The sequence below is a fragment of the Streptomyces spiralis genome (assembly GCF_014654675.1).
Taxonomy (GTDB): domain Bacteria; phylum Actinomycetota; class Actinomycetes; order Streptomycetales; family Streptomycetaceae; genus Streptomyces; species Streptomyces spiralis.
Genome location: NZ_BNBC01000002.1, coordinates 165,353 through 185,277, shown reverse-complemented (window position 1 = coordinate 185,277; position 19,925 = coordinate 165,353). Strand labels below are relative to the sequence as shown.

The following is a 19,925-nucleotide window of genomic DNA, read 5'->3' as shown; positions in this document are numbered from 1 at the left end:
AGAAGTGCCGGTGACGGCAGCCGTTCCTGGGCGAGGCTGCATGAATCCGGCAACGAGCAGAGGAACCCCAGCCGACGCACGGCTGGGGTTCCTCGAGGCGGTGAGTGTCAGCGCTGCAGGGTCAGGACGCCCGGCCGCCAGGGCAGTTGGTCGTAGGGGCCGCCCGCGGAGGGGGACTTGCCCTGGTAGAGGAACTGCAGGTTGCAGGGGTCGATGGTCATGGTCTGGTCGGGGTTGTTGCGGACCAGGTCACCGTGGCTGATGTCGTTGGTCCAGGTGGCACCGCTGTTGGCCTTGCCCGCGAAGGGGTTGCTCTCGCTGGCGGCCTGCGGGGTCCAGGTACCGTTCAGGCTGGAGGCCGTGAAGGAGCGGAAGTAGCGCCCGTTCGCACCCTGGGCCTCGACGATCATGAGGTACTGGTTCTGGCCCTGGACCTTGTAGACCTGCGGCGCCTCGAACAGGTTGTTCGTCGTGTCGCTCATGACCGTCGTGTACGAGGAGCCGAAGCTGCCCGGGAAGTTCCCGATCGGCATGCTCGCCCGGTAGATCTTGCCGTTGTCACCGGCGAAGAACAGGTACATGTTCTGGCCGTCGGCGATCAGGGTCTGATCGATCGGGCCGGTGCCGGAGCCGGAGATGCTGCCGGTGAACAGCGGTTGCGGCGCGGACCAGCCGTTGGGGTTGGTGGGGTCGCTCGACGTGCGGTAGATGAAGGGCCACGCACCCCACTGGTACGCCAGCACCCAGATGTTCTTGGGCGCGAAGTAGAACAGGGTGGGCGCCACCGCGGACTGGCTCATCCCGGTCTGGCCGGCCGACGCCATGTCCGACCAGTTGGTGAAGGGAGTGAACGCCATCGAGCCGTACGACGATCCCGACACGTTCGACGCGTAGACCAGGTGCTTGCCGTTGTACACCACATTGGTGAAGTCCTTCAGCGAGACCCACCCGTTCGCCGGCTGCGCCAACGCACCCGTCGACGTCCACCGGTAGGTCGACGGAAGAGCACACGTGCCGCCCGGCGGGGTCGACGTCCCGGACAGACCGGTCCACTTCTGGTTGCTGCCGCCGTTGCACGTCCAGATCTCCACCGCCGTGCCGTTGGCCGTACCGGCGCCCGTGACGTCCAGGCACAGTCCGGACTCCACGCCGACGATCGTGCCGTCGGAGTTCACCCGCCACTGCTGGTTCGTGCCGCCGCTACAGGTCCAGATCTGCACCCGGGTACCGGCCGTGGTGGCGTGGCCCGGAACATCCAGGCACTTGTTGCCGTACACGGTCAGCTGGTTGCTGTCCGTCAACGTCCACTGCTGGTTGGTCCCGCCCGAGCAGTCCCAGATCTGCAGATTCGTGCCGTCCGTCTGGCTGGCGTTCGGCACATCGAGACACCGGCCCGAAGCGACGCCGCGCAAGGCGCCGCTGGTGGCCGCCTGAGCCGGGTTGGCGACGAGCGTGGCCGCCAAGGTGACCAGAACCGCGACCGCCGCGGCAAGCAACACAGACAGACGTCTGCGGCTGAAACTTCCTGTGCGCATGGGACCTCTTCATCCATGAGTAGGCGATTCCGGCCCGCCCCGCCAGAGGCTGTCCGGACTGTCGATGGGGTGCGGTTCGCAGGGGTCCGTGGGCTCCGGGCCGACCCCTTGTGGCTTCCCGGTCCAGCGAGACCTTCTGAGAGACCGGCGGCGCCGGGTGTCTTCGGGCTACGCGGCGTGGACGGCGTCGGGTGAGCCCGTCACGGTCCCGGCGTCATCAGGACGGTCGCGGCCGGCAGGCCCACGACCGAGGCTCGGCGGCGGCCGACGTCTGAGCGGGTTCATGCTCCTCCTCCTTGTACGGTCGGGTGCGGGTGGTGACGGTGGCCGGGATCGGCTCGGTTCAGGGCGTGGACAGCTCGAACCGCGTGACGCGGACCGAGCCGCCGAGCGCCCGGGTGGCGTGGTTGAAGAGGGCGAACCGGTAGCCCATGAAGAACCGCCAGTCGTTGCCCATGGAGAAGTCGGGTCCGAGGCGGGTGAACGTGACGCCGTCGGTGCTGTAGGAGAACGTCCCCGGGCGTGGCGCGCCGGGGCGGATGTCCGCGCTCGCGCGCAGCCAGATGCGGCTGCCCGGAACGGCCGCGCTCGCGAGCTCGTAGCCGGTGCCGGTGGTGTTCCAGTTGCTGTCCATGGTCAGCCCGCTGACCATCACCACCCGCGCGGCTCCGCCCTCGCGCTTGACACCGATCCACGCGGAGGAGTCACGCAGCAGCGCGAGTCCGGCCCGGTCGCCGTCCCGCATCGCGGAGTGGTCGAGAAGGACCGTGGCGGTGGAGGTGGGGCCCTGGATGCGGTGCGTGAGGGTGTTGCGGGCCCAGTACAGGTCGTCGGTGACCGTCGCGGTGCGCAGGGTCAGACCGTTGTCGACAGACCACTTGGTGTTGTCCGGGTTGTGGTTCCACTCCCATCCCGGCTTGAGACTCGTGCCGTCGAAGGTGTCGACGCCGGTCATGGGGGTGACCTGGCGGGGTGCCGGCGGCACGGCCGGGCTGGGATAGGAGGTGCCCCATGCGCCGTTCACCAGTTGGACGACGGGCCAGCCGTCCCAGGTCCAGGTGACCGGTGCCAGTGCGGGCACCCGGCCGCCGGGGTAGGCGTCGACGAAGGCCAGGTAGTACCAGGCGCCGTTCTGTGTCTGCACCAGGCCGCCCTGGTGCGGGACGCCACCGCCGGGGATCGACCCGGGCAGGTCGAGGAGCACCTGCCGCATCGTGTAGGGACCGAAGGGGCCGCCCGACGATTTCAGGATGTACTGCCCGTTCGCCGGGCGGGTCAGGAAGATGTAGTACTGCCCGTTGATCTTGTAGAAGCGGGAGCCCTCAAGGGTTCCGACGCTCGACGGGGTCGTGAACACCTGCTGTGTGCGGACCTGGGTGCGGCCGTCGGAGGAGAGCTGGGCCACGCTGATCGTGGTGTTGCCGTACGCCACGTACAGGGTGTCGTCGCTGTCGACCAGCAGCCCCGCGTCGTAGTAGGGCGTGCTGATCGTCGTCAGCCGGTTCCACGGGCCCTCGACGGCCGTCGCGGTGTAGATGTACGTCCGGGCGAAGTCGATCTGGCCGAGCCAGTAGAACGTCCTGTTGCTCGGGCGGTAGGCCAGCGACGACGCCCAGATCCCTCGGACATAACCACGGGCCCCGTTCAGGTCGTACTTGGCGCCGAAGTCCAGGACCGGCACCGAGTGGCCGGCGATCTCCCAATTCACCAGGTCGTACGACCTCAGGACGGGGGCGCCCGGCGAGTAGTGCATGGTCGACGCCGAGGCGTAGTAGGTGTTTCCGACGCGGATGACGTCGACGTCCGCGAAGTCCTGCCAGATCACCGGGTTCGTGTACTCCCCGGCGGTGGCGTGGACCGGCCCCTGGGCCGGGGCGGCTGCGGCGCGGGAGGCTCCCGTCAGCGGGAGAACCGCGCCGGCGGCGAGGCCGGTGGCGGCAGTCAGCGCGCGACGACGGGAAAGGAATTGATGAGGCCATGACATGCGCATCGTTCGGCGTGCTCCTTGCGGCTCGGCCATTGGGGGTGGGCGTGACCTGGAGGTGCCCTGCTGTGCAAGTGGAGCGGCTCTGTGTGTTCGCAATATCGAACAAAGGTCGGAGTGTCGAGCAACCTGGATGATACGGAACCGGTGAACGGCGTCAATACCTCTCGCATGATTCGCGCACAGTATCGAAAGATTCGGGGCCGCGATGAATGAAAGGCCGCAGGTCAAGCCGACCTCAAAGGCCCAGCTGCGCGGATGAACAGTCCTTCGATGCCGGGCGGGCCGGTTTCCCGGACGGTGTCGACATGGGCGAACACCCCTCCGTCATCCGTGACACTCGATTTTCCGAATGGTGTACGAAATTTCGGATCCACCTACCTGGCGGCGGTCGTCGGTTGTCGCAAGGGCTTCCGCGGCGTCGAGACACGAGAAGACCGCCGCCTCCGGCGAAGCGGCGGTCACCCTCGTGTCGTTCCTGCTCCGGGCAAGATCCGGGTGAAGACGGACCCCAGCTCACGTCGAAGTTCCTGAAGTCGGCCTCGCCCCGCGCGCCGGCGCTGTGCGCGGTGGCGATCATGCCGGCGTCCTGGGTGGCGGTGGCTTTCGCGAGGGTGACGGCGGAGCCCACCTGAGTCCAGGCCGTGCCGTCTGCCGAGCAGTACCCGCTGACCTGGTCGCCATGTCGGACGAGGCCCAGCCAGACAGGTGCCGTGATCGTCTTGTCGACGGATGTGGCGAACTGGTCGAGGTAGCCAGGGGTCGACGAGTCCTGCCACTGAAGCGAGACGCCATTGCCGGGGGTGACGACCAGGACCGCGTAGCCCTGGCTCTCGCCGGGTGCGGACGTGAAGATCCTCTCGGCACTCGGGCGGGTACGTGCGCAGAAGGGTCGCGGACTCTACGTGGCCGACGACGAGGGCATGTTGGGGTCTTCACGCTGGGGCGGCTTCTTCCTGCCGACCGACCTCGATCACGTCTACATGCTCTTCGAATTCCGGAGGGTCCAGGAGGCCGCGGCCAGCCGACTGGCCGCCGGCCGGGCGACGCCGGCCGAGTTGCGTGCCATCGAGGCCGCCGCCGAAACGTGCAGGGAAGGTCACGTGACCGGACAGCGGGAGCTGTTCGACCGTGGCGACGACGACTTCCATCTCAGCATCGCCATCGCGTCCCACAACCCCCTTCTCGTCGAGTCGGTGCGTGAGGCCCGCCGGTTGCAACGACAGTCCAGCACCATCGGTCTCCACGGCACCGTCGGCGGCCATGCCGAGGAGGCAGTGGTCGAGCACGCCGCGATCTACCAGGCGATCCGGGACGGCGACCCGGAAGCCGCGGCCGGCGCCGCCTGCGCCCACCTGGACAACACACTCGAGGACTACCGCCGCGAGATCCAGCGCCGCCTGTTCGGCTGACGCCTCTCGGCAACGCCCCTGCCCCTACGCACCGGAGTCGGCTCCGACACTCCATCGGCTGGTCCAGGCGGCAAGGCGCCTCTCCACGGCAGCACGGCGCCCGCGCACTGGTTCCCTAGGCATTCATGACGCCGCTCGGGACGCCGCCGTTCGGCTCCAGGTGCTCACGCAGCCACCGCTCGGTGGTGCTGACGTGCAGGAGCGCAGCGGCCTGGGCGAGCGCGGCGTCGCCAGCGGCCAGCGCCTGGTAGATCGCCTCGTGTTCGGCGACCGTGCGGGCAGCGGCGTTGTCGTCGACCAGACCGCGCCAGACGCGTGCGCGCAGCGTCCGGCCGGAGATCCCTTCCAGCAAGGTGGCGAGGGTGGCGTTGCCGGTGGCCGCGACCACCGCCCGGTGGAACGCGGCGTCGTGCTCGTTGAGCCGCTCCACGTCGTCCCAGGCCGCTCGCATCGCGTTCAGGTGCCGCTCCACCTCCGCCAGTTCGGCGGGCGAGATCCGGGTGGCGGCGAGCCCCGTGGCGACCGGTTCGAACAGTCGGCGCACCTCGGTCAGCTCGAGCAAGGTGTCGCCGCGCAGCAGTTCCACCGCTGACCCGATGCTGCTCAGCAGCAGCTCGGGTTCGAGGCTGGTCACATACGTGCCGTCGCCCCGGCGGATCTCCAGTACGCGCGCGACGACCAGGGCCTTCACCGCTTCTCGCATGAGATTGCGGGACAGACCCAGCTCCGCGGCCAGCTGCTGCTCGGGCGGCAGCTTGGCGCCTGGCGGCAGCTCGCCGGACTGGATGAGATCCCTGATCCGGTCGATGGCCTTGTCGGTCAATGACATGCGGCTGCTCCCTGTTCGTGTGCCCAGGCCGCGGCAGCGTAGCAATACATCCCATCACCGCGATAGAGATGGGATGACTGCAAATCTTGCGCGCACGCCACATCGACGTAAATGTGCAGGTGAGGCGAGTCAAGGCGCATCTCTTGCCTCAAGGGTATGGACACGCGGGTCGGGCGACTCTATAAATCCATCCCATGTCCAGCGTCTGCCGGTAGCAGAGAGGACATCTCTTTGACACACGACGATGGGTGGTCGCCATGGCGCCGAGACAGCACTCGACCCTCCGAGCCGAAGGTGCTGGGCCCGATGAGTGAGCTGATCAGCGCGGTCGAGGCCGTCGACGTCCGGTTCCCTACCTCCCGGGAGCTCGACGGCTCCGACGCCATGAACCCCGAGCCCGACTACTCGGCCGCGTATGTGACGATCCGTACGAGCGCCGGGGACGAGGGTCACGGACTCGCCTTCACCGTGGGACGCGGCAACGACGTCGAGGTCGCCGCCGTAAGAGCCCTGGCCCCGCTGATCGTAGGGCTGCCGGTGGAGGAGGTACTGGCCGATCTCCGCGGCTTCTCCCGGCGGCTGACCGGCGACAGCCAGCTGCGCTGGCTGGGCCCGGAGAAGGGGGCCATCCACATGGCCGCTGCGGCGATCGTCAACGCCGTCTGGGACCTCTACGGGCGTCGTACCGGAAAACCGGTCTGGCGGCTGCTGGCCGAACTGTCCCCGGAGCAGCTGGTCGACCTGGTCGACTTCCGCTACCTCCAGGACGCCCTCACCCGCGACGAGGCCCTGGAGATCCTGCGCCGCGCCGAGCCCGGCCGCGCCCGACGCATCGAAGACCTGTTGAAGCACGGATACCCGGCATACACCACGACCCCCGGCTGGCTCGGTTACGACGACGAGAAGCTGGTACGGCTGTCCAAGGAGGCCGTCGCCGATGGCTTCGGGCAGATAAAACTGAAGGTCGGCGCCGACCGCGAGGCCGACGAGCGCCGCATGCGACTGGCCCGCGAGGCCGTCGGTCCGGACATCAGGATCGCCGTCGACGCCAACCAGGCGTGGGGGGTCCATCAGGCGATCGACTGGATGGCGGCGCTCGCGCCCTACGATCCCTACTGGATCGAGGAACCCACCTCGCCGGACGACATCCTCGGCCACGCCGCCATCCGCCGGGCGTTGGCGCCGGTCAAGGTGGCCACGGGTGAACACACCCACAACCAGGTGATGTTCAAACAGCTCCTTCAGGCGGGCGCGCTGGACGTCCTGCAACTCGACGCCAGCCGCACCGCCGGTGTCACCGAGAACGTCGCCGTCCTGCTGCTTGCCGCCAAGTTCGGTGTCCCGGTCTGCCCGCACGCCGGCGGCGTCGGACTGTGCGAAATGGTGCAGCACCTGGCGATGTTCGACTACGTGGCCGTCAGCGGCACCACCGAGAACCGTGTGATCGAATACGTCGACCACCTGCACGAGCACTTCACCGACCCGGTCCGCATCCGCGACGGCCGCTATCTCGCCCCGGCCGCCCCCGGCATCAGCGCCGAACTGCACCCGCAGTCCCTGGAGGACCACCGCTATCCCGACGGCCCCGTGTGGAGCGCGGAGACCGACGGATGAGCGCTTCCCGGTTCGCGGGACCGCCCGCCCTCGAAATCCGGCAGCCCATGGGCCCTCTCGTCTGACCCCGTTCCTTCCCTCTCCGCTCCCCCTCCCGACCCCCGCACACCACACAGCCGGCCCTCGCATACAGCTTGTCCGCACGACTCCACCAGCAAGGAGAACGAGCAATGAAGCTCAGAGCCACCCGGTACGTCTCTTTCGGCGCCCTCGCCGCCCTGGCCATGACCGCGCTCACTGCCTGCGGGAGTTCGTCGGCCTCGGGCCAGGGAGGTGGTTCGAGGGTGATCGGGGTCGACTACCCGCGCTCCGACACCGACTTCTGGAACTCGTACATCAAGTACACCCCGCAGTTCGCCAAGGAGCTCGAGCTCGACCTGAAGACCACCAACTCGCAGAACGACGTCGCCAAACTCACCGCCGACGTCCAGACGTTCATCAGCCAGGGCGTCAAGGGCGTCGCGATGGCACCTCAGGACACCGCCGCCATCGCGCCCACCCTCGCGCAGCTGGCGGCGAAGAAGATCCCGGTCGTCTCCGTGGACACCCGTCCCGACACCGGAGATGTGTACATGGTCGTGCGCGCGGACAACCGCGCATACGGCGAGAAGGCCTGCCAGTACCTCGGGACCAAGCTGGGAGGCAAGGGGAAGGTCGTCATGCTCCAAGGCGATCTCGCCTCCGTCAACGGCCGCGACCGTACCGAGGCGTTCAACGCGTGCATGAAGAAGAACTACCCCGCCATCAAGGTCTTCGGTGAAGCCACCAACTGGGACGGAGCGGTCGCCGCACAAAAGCTCCAGACCGACCTGACCGCACATCCCGACATCAAGGGCGTGTACATGCAGTCCAGCTTCGCGCTCTCCGGCACTCTCCAGGTGCTCAAGCAGAAGAACCTGCTGGTCGGCCCTGAGGACAAGAAGCACGTGTTCGTCGTCTCCAACGACGGCATTCCCGAGGAGCTCAAGGACATCGCGGCGGGCCGGATCGACGCCACCGTCTCCCAGCCGGCCGACCTTTACGCGAAGTACGCCCTCTACTACCTCAAGGCGGCGATCGACGGCAGGACGTTCAAGCCGGGCAGGACCGACCACCACAGCACGATCATCAAGGTTCGCGACGGCCTTCTGGAGGATCAGCTCTCCGCACCCCTGGTGACGGCGGACGGCGGCACCTACGGCGGAGTCCCCAGCCTCAAGAGCGACGACGAATCCCTCTGGGGCAACAACCTCGGCTGACCGGAAGGCGGTACGCAGACATGGTTACGGCTCCGCCCGTCGCCCAGGCGGCGGGGATAACGAAGCGGTTCGGGTCCACGGTGGCGCTGCGCGACGCCGGGATCACGATCGCCCCCGGGGAGACGCACGCGCTCGTCGGGCGCAACGGTGCGGGGAAGTCCACGCTGGTCTCCATCCTCACCGGGCTGCAGGCGCCGGACGAGGGCACGGTGACGTTCGACGGCGAGCCCGCTCCCCGACTCGCGGACCGTGACGCCTGGCGGCAACGTGTGGCCTGCGTCTACCAGAAGTCCACCATCATTCCCGGGTTGACGGTCGCCGAGAACCTCTTCCTGAACCGGCACGACCGCGGTCGCAGCGGCCTGATCAGCTGGCGAACAGTGCGCGACAGGGCAAGCGAGCTGCTGCGGACCTGGTCGGTCGACGTGGACGCGCGCACTTTGGCCGGCGAACTCGACGTCGAGCAGCGGCAGTTCGTCGAGATCGCCCGGGCCTTGTCGTTCGGGGCACGCTTCATCATCCTCGACGAACCCACCGCGCAGCTGGACGGATCCGCGATCAACCGGCTGTTCGCCCGGATCCGGGACCTTCAGCGGCAGGGCGTCACCTTCCTGTTCATCAGCCACCATCTCCAGGAGGTCTACGAGATCTGCGACACGGTGACGGTGTTCCGCGACGCCCGGCACATTCTGACCGCCCCCGTGGCCGAACTGCCCCGCGCCGAACTCGTCGCCGCCATGACCGGCGAGGGCGCGACCGAGGCCGCCCGGGCACGCCGTCGCCCCGCGGACACCGGATCCCCGGATGTGCTCGCGGTGGAAGGCGCCGCTCTGCAGGGCGTGTACGAGAACGTGTCCGTCCGCATCCGCGGCGGGGAGATCGTCGGCCTTGCCGGCGCGGCGAGCAGCGGCCGTACCGAGGTGGCGGAGACGGTCGTAGGGCTGCGGACCGCCGACACGGGCACGGTGAGGATCGCCGGGACTCGTCCACGGCCCGGCAGCGTGCCCGCGGCACTGAGGGCCGGGGCCGGCTTCGTCCCGCAGGACCGCCACCACCAGGGATTCGTGCCGGAGATGTCCATCGCGGACAACGGCACCCTGACCATCCCCGAGCGGCTCGGTCCGCCCGGCTTCATCCACGGACGCCGCCGGGACGCCCTCGCCCGTTCCATGATCGAGAACCTGGCGATCAAGACGCCGGGGCCGGAGCTGCCCGTCTCCGGGCTCTCCGGAGGCAACCAGCAGAAGGTCGTCATGGCACGGGCCATGGCCAACGACCCCAAGGTGCTGGTGCTGATCAACCCGACCGCCGGCGTCGACGTGCGATCGAAGGAGTTCCTCCTGCGCAAGGTCGAGGAGATCGCCGAGGCCGGCACCGGGGTGCTCATCGCCTCCGACGAGCTCGACGACCTGCGCATGTGCGACCGGGTCCTGGTGATGTTCCAGGGCCGTGTAGTGGCCGAGAAGGCCGGCGGCTGGCACGACCACGAGCTCGTGGCCGCAATGGAAGGAGTGGACCTCGATGTCTGAGAGTGCGACCGCCGCCGCCGCGAAGAGCCCCAACGGCGAGCAGCCGGACACCGCGAGCGAGCAGCCGGGCGCCAGGAGGACGGGGCAACGCAGGATCGCCTTCGCGCGGCTGCGCGACCTGGCACTGATTCCCGCGATCATCGCCATGGCCATCGTCGGCCAGATCGTCAATCCGGTGTTCTTGCAGACCGACAACCTGATCAACGTCCTGCAGACCATGTCCGAGATCGCGCTGCTCGTCCTCGCGCAGACGCTGGTGCTGATCGTCAAGAAGATGGACCTCTCCCTGGAGTCCACCGTCGGGCTCGCCCCCGGGGTCGCGGCCTGGCTCACCGTTCCGCCGGGCGCGACGCACGGGATCGGACTGCTGCCCGGCGGCTGGTCCGTCCCCATCACGCTGACGGCCGGTCTGCTGATCGGTGCGGTGAACGCCCTGTTCATCATCCGGTTCGGGCTCAACGGCTTCATCGTCACGCTCGGCATGCTGATCGTGCTGCGCGGCATCCTGACGGGCATCTCCGGCGGGCAGACCTTCTTCCATCTGCCCCCCTCGATGCTCTACCTCGGCACCGCCCAGTGGCTGGGCATGCCTGCCTCGGTGTGGATCTGCCTCATCCTGTTCGCCGTAGGGATCGTGGTGCTCGGCTTCACCAGCTTCGGCCGCTCCCTCTACGCGATCGGCGGCAACGTCGACGCGGCGAAGGCGGCCGGCATCCGCACCGACCGGGTGCTGTGGATCGTCATCGTCACCGCCGGCGTCCTCGCCGCGCTGAGCGGTCTGCTGCTCTCGGGACGCCTCGCCTCGGTGGCCTCCGCCCAGGGCAACGGCTACATCTTCACCGTGTTCGCCGCCGCGGTCATCGGAGGCATCAGCCTCAACGGCGGCAAGGGCACCGTGTTCGGCGCGTTCACCGGCATCCTGCTGCTGTTCCTGATCCAGAACGTCCTCACCCTCGGAGGCGTCCCCGCGCAGTGGATCGGCGCCCTCAACGGAGCGATCATCCTCATCGCCCTGGCCCTGTCCCGCATCACCGGGGGCAAGGCACAGGAATAGCCACCGCCGCCCTTCCCCGGCATGCGCTCCCCCTGCGCTGCCGCCCGAACCCGGCCGGCCACGCCGCCGCACCCGAATGACCAGCCCAACCCGCGATCGAAAGGCAGGCATTCCCATGGAACGAAGAGACTTTCTCGTCGCCTCCGCAACCACGTCCGCCGCACTCGCCGTCGGTCTCCCAGCGGCTGCGGCGGCCGCGGCGCCGCAGAGCACCTCGGAAGCGGAGGATGCCGCCACTCCGGAGGCCTCCCGTCTCGCCCTCTGGTACGACAGGCCCGCCGGCCAATGGCTGGAGGCGTTGCCGCTCGGCAACGGCCGCCTCGGCGCCATGGTGTTCGGCGGAGTGGAAACCGAGCAGCTCCAGCTCAATGAAGACACTCTCTGGGCGGGAGGCCCCTACGAACCCGCCAACCCCCAGGGTCTGGCAAACCTCCCCGAGATCCGGCGCCGAATCTTCGCCGGCGAATGGAGCTCCGCCCAGGACCTGATCAACTCCACCTTCCTGGGCATCCCGGTCGGGGAGCTGATGTACCAGACAGTAGGCAACCTGCGCCTGACGTTCCCCGGGACAGGTGACGTCAGCTCCTACCGTCGTGAGCTGGACCTGGACACGGCCGTGGCGACCACGACGTACGTCCGCGGAGGAGTGACATACCGTCGCGAGGCGTTCGCAGGCCACGCCGACCAGGTGATTGTGGTCCGGCTGACCGCGGATTCCCCGGGTGCCCTGTCGTTCACCGCCGCCTTCGACACTCCCCAGCAGGCTCAGACGTCGTCCCCGGACCGGATCACCGCCGCTCTGGAGGGGACCGGGCAGACGCGTGAGGGGGTCGCCGGCCGGGTCCGCTTCCGAGCCCTGGTCCGTGCCCGCGCCGAGGGGGGCACCGTGCGCAGCGAGAACGGCACGCTCGCCGTGGACGGGGCCGACGCGGTGACCCTGCTGGTGTCCGTCGGCACCAGCTACAACGACTACCGGGACGCCTCGGGTGACCACCGCGCCCGCGCCGAGCGCCCTCTGAACGCCGCAGCCGACACCCCGTACGGGCAGTTGCGCTCCCGGCACGTACGCGACCACCGCGCGCTCTTCCGCCGGGTCACGCTCGACCTCGGCACCACGGATGCGGCCGCGGCGCCGACCGATCGGCGAGTGGCCGCGTTCTCTCAGGCCGACGACCCCCAACTGGTGGCGCTTCACTACCAGTTCGGCCGCTACCTGCTCATTTCCTCGTCCCGCCCCGGTACACAGCCCGCCAATCTGCAGGGCATCTGGAACGACCAGCTGTCCCCGCCCTGGGACTCCAAGTACACGATCAACATCAACACGGAGATGAACTACTGGCCCGCGCCCACCACCAACCTCCTGGAGTGCTGGGATCCGGTCTTCGCCCTCCTCGACGACCTCGCCCAGGCCGGACAGAAGACCGCCAGGGTGCAGTACGGAGCCGACGGCTGGGTCGCCCATCACAACACCGACGCCTGGCGCGGAACCGCGCCCGTGGACGGAGCCTTCTGGGGGATGTGGCCCACCGGCGGCGCCTGGCTCGCCACCTCCGTATGGGAGCACTACCGCTTCACCGGCGACAGCGCAGCCCTGCGCCGCCGCCTGCCCGTGGTCGAAGGAGCGGTCCGCTTCTTCCTCGACGCGCTCGTCCACGACCCCACCAGCGGACACCTGGTGACCTGCCCGTCCGTCTCGCCCGAGAACGCCCACCACCCCGACGTGTCCGCATGTGCGGGCCCGACGATGGACAACCAGATCCTGCGTGACCTCTTCGACGGCTACCTCGCCGCCTGCGACGCGCTCGGCACCACCAGCCCGTACGCCGACCGGGTGCGCCAGGCCCGTGCCCAACTGCCGCCCATGAAGATCGGCGCCCTGGGGCAGCTGCAGGAGTGGCAGCAGGACTGGGACGCGGGCGCGCCCGAGCAGCAGCACCGCCACATCTCCCACCTGTACGGCCTCCACCCCAGCAACCAGATCACCAAGCGAACGACCCCGGAACTCTTCCAGGCCGCTCTGAAGACTCTGGAAATGCGTGGGGACGACGGCACCGGCTGGTCCTTGGCCTGGAAGATCAATTTTTGGGCGCGCGCGGAAGACGGCGCCCGCTCCTACAAACTCCTCAGCGACCTGCTCACCCCCGACCACACCGCCCCGAACCTGTTCGACCTCCATCCGCCCTTCCAGATCGACGGCAACTTCGGCGCCACCGCCGGCGTGACCGAATGGCTGCTCCAGTCCCACACCGATGAGGTCCACCTGCTGCCCGCCCTGCCACCGCAGCTCCCTGCCGGCCGGGTCACCGGCCTCCTCGCCCGCGGCGGCCTCACGGTCAGCCTCTCCTGGCTCGACGGCGCGCTCGCCCAAGCCCACCTGACAGCGCGCCGGCACGGCACCGTCCGGCTGCGCACCGCCGCACCGGTCGCCGTGCATTCCACAGGCGGCGCCGAGACAGAAGTGAAGCGCCCCGAAAGCACCCTCGCGGTGTTCGAGACCACGGCGGGCGGCGAGTATGTGATCACGCCTCTCTGACACCTCGCGGCGCCCTCTGTGCGGAGCAGGTCATGTGGCAGGGCCCGTGGAGTCACGGACATTGAGGGTGGTCGCCAGCTGGAGGTGCCGGGAGGCGGGCTGGACGCCGTCCGCCATGCTGAGGGCGGTCTCGACGGCCATTCGGCCCATGCCGACGAGAGGCTGACCGACGGACGTCAGCCGGGGGGTTGTCCATTGGGCCTGCGGCGTGTCGTCGAACCCCGTGACCGAGAGATCCCCCGGGACGGCGATATCGAGTTCATTGGCCGCAGCGAGCACGCCGACGGCGATTTCGTCGTTGCCCGCGACGATCGCGGTCGGCCGCTCGTCGAGCGTCAGCATGTCATGGGCGTGCTGAAGTCCCGCTTCGACGGAGAAAGTGTCGTGGCGGATCATCACGTCGTCCGGCGTGATGCCGGCCGAGTGCAACGCGGCCTGGTACCCGTGGAAGCGCTCCGCCGAGGGAGTTGAACCCAGCGGGCCGCCGATCCAGGCGATCCTGCGGTGTCCCAGCCCGATGACATGCTCGGTCGCCGAGCGGCCACCCGCCCAGTTGGTGGAACCGATACTGACCACACGCGAGTCGGTGGTGTCGATCGGGTCGATCGTCACCACCGCCAGCTCCGCGTCCTCCGCGGCGCGGAGCACGGAGTCGGGCACGGCGACGGCGAGCGCGATGATGCCGACGACGCCGGACGCCCGCAGCTCCGCGATCCAGGCACGGGCCGCTGTACGGCTTGTGCCGGTCCAGTCCTCGGGCGGGAGGCGCAGGAGGAGCTCGGTCTGCGCAGCCGTCGCGGACACGAGGATCCCTTGGAGCACCGTCCCGGCGTAGCGGGACTCGACGATGTCGAGCACGGTGACGAGCGTCCGCTCCCGCTGCACATCGCGTCGCGCCGTCGTCGGCTTGTAGCCGAGCTCGGCGATGACACCGAGGACGAGGTCGCGCGTGTTCGCCCCCACGTCGCTGCGTCCGTTGAGAACCTTCGAGGCGGTTGCCGGTGAGACACCGGCCAGCCGGGCGACATCCGCGAGGGTGGCTCGTTCGGAATGAGACCGCCGACTCATCATGACTCCGTTCCGCGTCCGAAACTTTTTCGAACCTGGGCGCACGTTACACATGTGCCGCACCTGGCGTCCATTCGCACCTCGTCCAAGTCCTTGACGTGGTCGGATCAGGCCCAGTAGCTTGCCACCTGCTTCGAAAATGATGCGAAAAAGTTTCGAGTCTTCTCAAGGAGGAGGCGGCTCATGAGGCTCCGCAAGCAGGCAAAACTCCTTTCCGCGGCGCTCGGGCTGACGCTCGTACTGGGCGCTTGCTCGAGCGGGTCGTCGGACAGCGGCGACAAGCAGGTGAAGCTCACGGTCTGGAGTTGGGACGACACCGTCGCAAAGGCCGTGCCCGGGTTCGAGGCGGCGAACCCGAACATCAAGGTCAAGGTGGTCAACGCCGGCTCGTCGTTCGACGAGTACACGGCTCTCGACAATGCGATCCAGGCCGGTTCCGGCGTGCCGGACCTCGCGATGTTCGAGTACTTCGCGGTGCCCTACTTCGCCATCCCCGGCAAGCTCGACAATCTCGGGGAGTTCGGCGTCGACAAGCTCAAGAAGGACTACGTCGATGCCGCGTGGAACGACGTGACAGTCGATGGCAAGGTCTACGCACTTCCGTCCGACTACGGTCCGTCGGTCATGTTCTACAACCAGGCCACTCTCAAAAAGGCGGGTCTGAAAGAGGCTCCGGCCACGTGGGACGAGTACTACCAGGACGCCAAGAAGGTGCGCGCGCTCGGTGGCGACCACTACATCGCACAGGACACCGGGGACCTCTTCTTCCTGCTGTCGCTCATCTGGCAGGCCGGCGGTCGCCCCTTCAAGGTGAACGGCACCAAGGTGCACATCGACTTCTCGGAGCCCGGCACCACCAAGGCCGTGGCGTTCTGGCAGAAGATGCTCGACGAGCACTTGCTCAACACCAAGGTCACAGCGTGGTCCGACGACTGGAACCGCACGCTCAACGACGGAACTCTTGCCTCGCAGATCATGGGCGGCTGGCTGACCGCGTCACTCCCCCAGCGTGCGCCCAAGGCCGCCGGTGACTTCAGAGTTGCGCTGATGCCGCAGTGGCAGAAGGGCGACAAGGTCGGCGCGGAGAACGGCGGAAGCGGCTTCGGCATCCCGGCTGCTGCCCCGCACAAGGACGCGGCATTCAAGTTCCTCGAGTACTTCACGCACGGCGGCGGCCTTTCGCCCCGCGTCGATGCGGGCGCCTTCGTGCCGAACACGTCGGTGTTGGCGAGCACGGACTCCCAGAGCAAGGTCAACAAGTACTTCGGTGACCAGAAGGTCGGTCCGGTGCTGGCAGAAGCCTCGAAGTCGGTCGCGCGCGGCTGGCAGTTCCCGCCGTTCTTCGAGTGGGCCCGATCGACCTACGGCGACCTCGTGTCGAAGTACTACACCACAGGCAAGGGCTCGCTCGCGGGAATCCTCGAGGAGTGGAAGCAGCGCATGATCAAGTATGGCAACGAGCAGGGTTTCGAGGTGGACTAGCGCTGTGACGTCGCCCATTACAGCGCAGCACCCGGCATCGGCCGGAAAGCGCGGCAGGAAACAGATCGGACTGGCGTTCATCGCGCCCTTCGGGCTGTTGTTCATGCTCGTGTTCATCGTGCCGATCTTCTACGCCGGCTACCTCAGCCTCTTCCAGCAGAAGCTCATCGGCGGCAACACGTTCACCGGGCTCGCCAACTACACCAAGCTGTTCCACGATGCGCAGTTCTGGGACGGTGTGGGCCGGGTCTTCTCGTTCACACTCGTCCAGGTCCCGGTCATGCTGATCCTCGCCATGGTGCTGGCGCTGGCACTGGACTCCAGGCGTCTGCACGGCACCAGGTTCATGCGGGTGTCGATCTTTCTCCCCTATGCGGTGCCGGCGGTCGTGTCGACTCTCATGTGGGGATTCATGCTGGGCGTCAAATACGGCCTGCTCGGCAGCCTCAACGACGCTCTGGGCACGGATCTCGACCCCTTCACCCCCAGTACCACGCTCATCTCCATCGGGGTGATGGTGACCTGGGCCTTCACCGGCTTCAACATGCTCATCTTCTACGCCGTGCTCAAGGCCGTGCCGCGCGAACTGTACGAGGCGGCGGCACTCGACGGGGCGAACGAATTTCAGGTCGTCCTCAGAATCAAGCTGCCGGCACTGCGACAGTCCCTGGTCATCGCGATCATCTTCTCGATCATCGGCACGTTCCAGATTTTCAGCGAGCCGCAGATCCTGCCGTCGATGGTGGCCAACAGCGGCATCACCACCCACTACACGCCCAACCTGTACGCGTACAACCTGGCCTTCACCGGATCCCAGCAAGGCTATGCGGCAGCCCTCGCGCTCGTCATGGCTGCGATCACGATCGCGGTCGCCTACGCCGTCCAGATCAGAGGATTGAGAAATGCCTTCGATCACTAGCACAGGAGCTGAATCCGGCGAAGCCCACGTCGCGACATCCGGCTCATCGACGGGTCATTCCCGCGACCGCCGTCCCCGCTATACCGTGGAGAACCCCAAGAAGAGCGTGACGCTCACGGTCATGACAGGGTTGTCTGCCCTGTACTGCCTGCTGCCACTTGTGTGGCTGGTCATCAACGCAACCAAGACACAAGCCGACTTCGTCTCCTCGTTCGGGTTCGCGCCCGGTCACAGGTTCGCCCTGTGGGACAACATCGTCGAGGTGTTCAGATACCAGGACGGGATTTTCTCCCGGTGGTTGCTCAACACCGTCATCTACGTCGTCGTGGGTGCGGTCGTGTCGACGTTCCTGGCGGCCCTCGGCGGGTACGCCCTGGCGAAGCTCCAGTTCAGCGGCAAGCGCGTGTTCCTTTTCGTCATCCTGGGATCGATCGCGGTGCCGGGCATCGCCCTGGCGATCCCACAGTTCTTGCTGTTCGCGCATCTCGGCATCACCAACACGCCGTGGGCCGTTCTCATACCGAGTTTCATCAACCCCTTCGGGTTGTACCTGATGTGGGTGTACACGGCCGATGCCGTACCGACGGACCTGCTCGATGCCGCCAAGGTCGACGGCGCCGGCGAGTTCAGGACCTTCGTCCAGATCGCGCTTCCGCTGCTCGCGCCGGCGAGCGTGACAGTCCTGCTCTTCTCGTTCGTATCGATCTGGAACAACTACTTCCTTCCGCTGATCATGCTCAAGGATCCCAACTGGTATCCGCTGACCATCGGACTCAACGAATGGAACAAGCTGGGATCGACCGCGGGGAACGGCGCTCTCATCCAGAATCTCGTGATCACGGCCGCGCTACTGACAGTCGTACCGCTGATCATCGCGTTCCTCAGCCTGCAGCGGTATTGGCAGTCAGGCGTTTCGCTCGGCGCCGTCAAGGGCTAGGGGGTGTCTCGTCGTTCAGCCCGGCCTGATCGGCGAGACACCCCCTGGGGCCTGCCCTGCGGACCTTGGAAGCCCGATATCGACCTTGGGCCGGCATTGACGAGCCGGCTGTCTTCCACAAGCGACCCTGCAAAGAAATGTGAGACGATGACAAACGACGCCCAGAGCGAATCTCGGTTCCGGATCGACGGCGAGCTTCGCGACGAGAGCCCGCTTCCGCATATCTGGTCGGAGTGCGTCGGCGCCGGACGGGCGAATGAGGCATTGCGCGCAGACTGGCAACAGCAGTTCGGCGAGGCTGTCGATGCCTGCGGATTCCGTTACATCCGGTTCCACGGGGTTTTTCACGACGACATGTTCGTGTACCGGGAGAGCTACGGGCACGGGTTCGGCCCGGATACGCCCCTCGCCTCCCCGATGTACACCTTCAGCTACGTCGACAAGGTGTTCGACTTCATCCTGGAATCCGGGGCCCGTCCCTTCGTGGAACTGGGGTTCATGCCACGCGAGTTGGCGACGGTACACGAGACGGTGTTCTGGTGGGGTGCTCACTGCAGCCCGCCCAAGGACATGGCGCGCTGGGTTGAACTGGTGACGCGTTCGATCGAACACTGGATCGACCGATACGGTCTCGCCGAGGTACGCCAATGGCGATTCGAAGTGTGGAACGAACCGAATCTGGTTCCCCATTTCTGGACGGGAACGAAGACGGAGTACTTCGAACTCTACGAGCACACTGTGACGGCGATCAAGAACATCGATCCCGAGCTGAAGGTGGGCGGGCCCTCGACGAGCGTCTTCGTGCCCGACGACCGCTACCAGGGCGAGGTCGAGGACCGCTCGGCGATGCACGGGACGGCGAGCGCGTCCGACGTGGACGTGCTGGACTGGCGCCCGGTGTGGATCGACGACTTCATCGACTGGTGCGCGAAGCGCAGACTCCCGGTCGACTTCATCTCGACTCACCTGTACCCGACCGATTTCGCCTACGGCGCCGACGGCCAGGCGGTCCACATCACCCGATACGCCGATGCGACGTTCGACGACCTGACCCTCCTCCGCGATCTTGTGGCGAACAGCGCATATCCGGACGCGGAGATCCATATCACGGAGTGGTCGACCTCGCCGTCCGCCCGCGACTTCATCCATGACACACTCTTCGCGGCCACGTACATCACGCGGGCGTACCTGAAATGTGCCACCCTCGCCGACTCGATCTCCTACTGGACCTTCACGGACGTGTTCGAGGAGGGCGGGGCCGGGCTCGGACCGTTTCACGGCGGGTTCGGCCTTGTGAACGAGGCCGGCATTCACAAGCCCACATTCCACGCGTTCAGGATGCTCCAACGGCTCGGTGACCGACTGCTTCTCGCGACGTCCGACGGCGTCGTGACCCGGGACAGCCGGACATCGACTCTGTCAGCGCTGTTCTTCAACTACCCCGAGGAGATGGCCACGAGGGGTGTCGGCTCGGCGAACTCGTATCCGGCGACGCGCGCGCTGGCCGAGAAGGGGCCGAACCGAAGGATCCGCCACTCGATCGGTGAACTCGAGCCAGGGACCCGGTTCCTCGTCGAGATCATGGACTGGGAGCACGGTAACGTCGCCGAAGCCTGGCACCAGCTCGGATCGCCCCTCAACCTGTCCAGGGCGGACAGCTCATACTTGCGCACTGTCGCCGACTCGCTCCGCAGTTTCACGCTGACTGTGCCCGACAACGGCGTGCTCGAGATCGATGTCGACCTCTCGCCGTGGGCGGTGATGTCGCTGAGGCAGGCGGCGTGAGGCCCG

13 protein-coding genes and 1 pseudogene are annotated in these 19,925 nt (G+C 67.3%); 10 read left to right on the top strand and 4 right to left on the bottom strand.

Going from position 1 to position 19,925, the window contains the following annotated elements; all coding sequences use genetic code 11:
* Positions 1 to 107 precede the first annotated feature (107 nt).
* Entirely contained in the window at positions 108 to 1,535 is a 1,428-nt protein-coding gene (locus IE318_RS03240) for a non-reducing end alpha-L-arabinofuranosidase family hydrolase (RefSeq protein WP_189896053.1), read from the bottom strand.
* A 343-nt stretch (positions 1,536 to 1,878) separates the two neighbouring features.
* Complete coding sequence (locus tag IE318_RS03235; RefSeq protein WP_189896434.1) at positions 1,879 to 3,519, bottom strand: glycoside hydrolase family 43 protein; 1,641 nt, start codon at positions 3,517 to 3,519, stop codon at positions 1,879 to 1,881.
* A gap of 848 nt (positions 3,520 to 4,367) precedes the next feature.
* On the opposite strand from IE318_RS03235, the pseudogene IE318_RS03230 reads away from it, so the two are divergent.
* A pseudogene (locus tag IE318_RS03230) lies at positions 4,368 to 4,931 on the top strand (FadR/GntR family transcriptional regulator); the annotation flags it as partial.
* Positions 4,932 to 5,046: 115 nt separating this feature from the next.
* Here IE318_RS03230 and IE318_RS03225 read toward each other — a convergent pair.
* Complete coding sequence (locus IE318_RS03225; protein ID WP_030164544.1) at positions 5,047 to 5,760, bottom strand: FadR/GntR family transcriptional regulator; 714 nt, start codon at positions 5,758 to 5,760, stop codon at positions 5,047 to 5,049.
* A 306-nt stretch (positions 5,761 to 6,066) separates the two neighbouring features.
* Between IE318_RS03225 and IE318_RS03220 the strand changes: the two genes are divergently transcribed.
* The 5 genes from IE318_RS03220 (at position 6,067) to IE318_RS03200 (ending at position 13,728) form a co-directional block, all read left to right on the top strand.
* The gene (locus tag IE318_RS03220) at positions 6,067 to 7,374 is read left to right on the top strand and encodes an L-fuconate dehydratase (protein ID WP_189896048.1); all 1,308 of its coding nucleotides are present in this window, start codon (positions 6,067 to 6,069) and stop codon (positions 7,372 to 7,374) included.
* Between the two features lie 170 nt (positions 7,375 to 7,544).
* Positions 7,545 to 8,612, top strand: a complete 1,068-nt coding sequence (locus IE318_RS03215) for a sugar ABC transporter substrate-binding protein (RefSeq protein ID WP_189896046.1) — start codon at positions 7,545 to 7,547, stop codon at positions 8,610 to 8,612.
* 20 nt (positions 8,613 to 8,632) lie between these two features.
* A complete protein-coding gene (locus IE318_RS03210; RefSeq protein WP_189896043.1) occupies positions 8,633 to 10,141 on the top strand; it encodes a sugar ABC transporter ATP-binding protein in 1,509 nt (502 codons plus the stop codon).
* Positions 10,134 to 11,195 carry an ABC transporter permease gene (locus IE318_RS03205; RefSeq protein ID WP_189896041.1) on the top strand — a complete coding sequence of 354 codons (1,062 nt, stop codon included), beginning with the start codon at positions 10,134 to 10,136 and terminating at the stop codon, positions 11,193 to 11,195. The genes IE318_RS03210 and IE318_RS03205 overlap by 8 nt, the downstream gene beginning before the upstream one ends.
* Positions 11,196 to 11,310: 115 nt before the next feature.
* Positions 11,311 to 13,728, top strand: coding sequence for a glycoside hydrolase family 95 protein (locus IE318_RS03200; protein ID WP_189896034.1), 2,418 nt, complete (start codon positions 11,311 to 11,313; stop codon positions 13,726 to 13,728).
* Between the two features lie 30 nt (positions 13,729 to 13,758).
* Here the strand turns inward: IE318_RS03200 and IE318_RS03195 are convergent, their stop codons facing one another.
* Complete coding sequence (locus IE318_RS03195) at positions 13,759 to 14,796, bottom strand: LacI family DNA-binding transcriptional regulator (protein ID WP_189896032.1); 1,038 nt, start codon at positions 14,794 to 14,796, stop codon at positions 13,759 to 13,761.
* A 183-nt stretch (positions 14,797 to 14,979) separates the two neighbouring features.
* Between IE318_RS03195 and IE318_RS03190 the strand changes: the two genes are divergently transcribed.
* The 4 genes from IE318_RS03190 (at position 14,980) to IE318_RS03175 (ending at position 19,919) form a co-directional block, all read left to right on the top strand.
* The gene (locus IE318_RS03190) at positions 14,980 to 16,278 is read left to right on the top strand and encodes an ABC transporter substrate-binding protein (RefSeq protein ID WP_189896026.1); all 1,299 of its coding nucleotides are present in this window, start codon (positions 14,980 to 14,982) and stop codon (positions 16,276 to 16,278) included.
* On the top strand, positions 16,247 to 17,197 hold the full coding sequence (locus IE318_RS03185) for a carbohydrate ABC transporter permease (RefSeq protein WP_189896025.1): 951 nt from the start codon (positions 16,247 to 16,249) through the stop codon (positions 17,195 to 17,197). Before IE318_RS03190 ends, IE318_RS03185 begins: the two co-directional genes overlap by 32 nt.
* On the top strand, positions 17,181 to 18,134 hold the full coding sequence (locus IE318_RS03180; RefSeq protein WP_229903306.1) for a carbohydrate ABC transporter permease: 954 nt from the start codon (positions 17,181 to 17,183) through the stop codon (positions 18,132 to 18,134). Before IE318_RS03185 ends, IE318_RS03180 begins: the two co-directional genes overlap by 17 nt.
* Before the next feature lie 147 nt (positions 18,135 to 18,281).
* Complete coding sequence (locus IE318_RS03175; protein WP_189896024.1) at positions 18,282 to 19,919, top strand: GH39 family glycosyl hydrolase; 1,638 nt, start codon at positions 18,282 to 18,284, stop codon at positions 19,917 to 19,919.
* Positions 19,920 to 19,925 lie beyond the last annotated feature (6 nt).

Bases quoted from the DNA above. Each gene is read 5' to 3' on its own strand.
- IE318_RS03240 (WP_189896053.1), bottom strand. From the start codon at position 1,535: ATGCGCACAGGAAGTTTCAGCCGCAGACGTCTGTCTGTGTTGCTTGCC.
- IE318_RS03235 (WP_189896434.1), bottom strand. From the start codon at position 3,519: ATGTCATGGCCTCATCAATTCCTTTCCCGTCGTCGCGCGCTGACTGCC.
- IE318_RS03225 (WP_030164544.1), bottom strand. From the start codon at position 5,760: ATGTCATTGACCGACAAGGCCATCGACCGGATCAGGGATCTCATCCAG.
- IE318_RS03220 (WP_189896048.1), top strand. From the start codon at position 6,067: ATGAGTGAGCTGATCAGCGCGGTCGAGGCCGTCGACGTCCGGTTCCCT.
- IE318_RS03215 (WP_189896046.1), top strand. From the start codon at position 7,545: ATGAAGCTCAGAGCCACCCGGTACGTCTCTTTCGGCGCCCTCGCCGCC.
- IE318_RS03210 (WP_189896043.1), top strand. From the start codon at position 8,633: ATGGTTACGGCTCCGCCCGTCGCCCAGGCGGCGGGGATAACGAAGCGG.
- IE318_RS03205 (WP_189896041.1), top strand. From the start codon at position 10,134: ATGTCTGAGAGTGCGACCGCCGCCGCCGCGAAGAGCCCCAACGGCGAG.
- IE318_RS03200 (WP_189896034.1), top strand. From the start codon at position 11,311: ATGGAACGAAGAGACTTTCTCGTCGCCTCCGCAACCACGTCCGCCGCA.
- IE318_RS03195 (WP_189896032.1), bottom strand. From the start codon at position 14,796: ATGAGTCGGCGGTCTCATTCCGAACGAGCCACCCTCGCGGATGTCGCC.
- IE318_RS03190 (WP_189896026.1), top strand. From the start codon at position 14,980: ATGAGGCTCCGCAAGCAGGCAAAACTCCTTTCCGCGGCGCTCGGGCTG.
- IE318_RS03185 (WP_189896025.1), top strand. From the start codon at position 16,247: ATGGCAACGAGCAGGGTTTCGAGGTGGACTAGCGCTGTGACGTCGCCC.
- IE318_RS03180 (WP_229903306.1), top strand. From the start codon at position 17,181: ATGCCTTCGATCACTAGCACAGGAGCTGAATCCGGCGAAGCCCACGTC.
- IE318_RS03175 (WP_189896024.1), top strand. From the start codon at position 18,282: ATGACAAACGACGCCCAGAGCGAATCTCGGTTCCGGATCGACGGCGAG.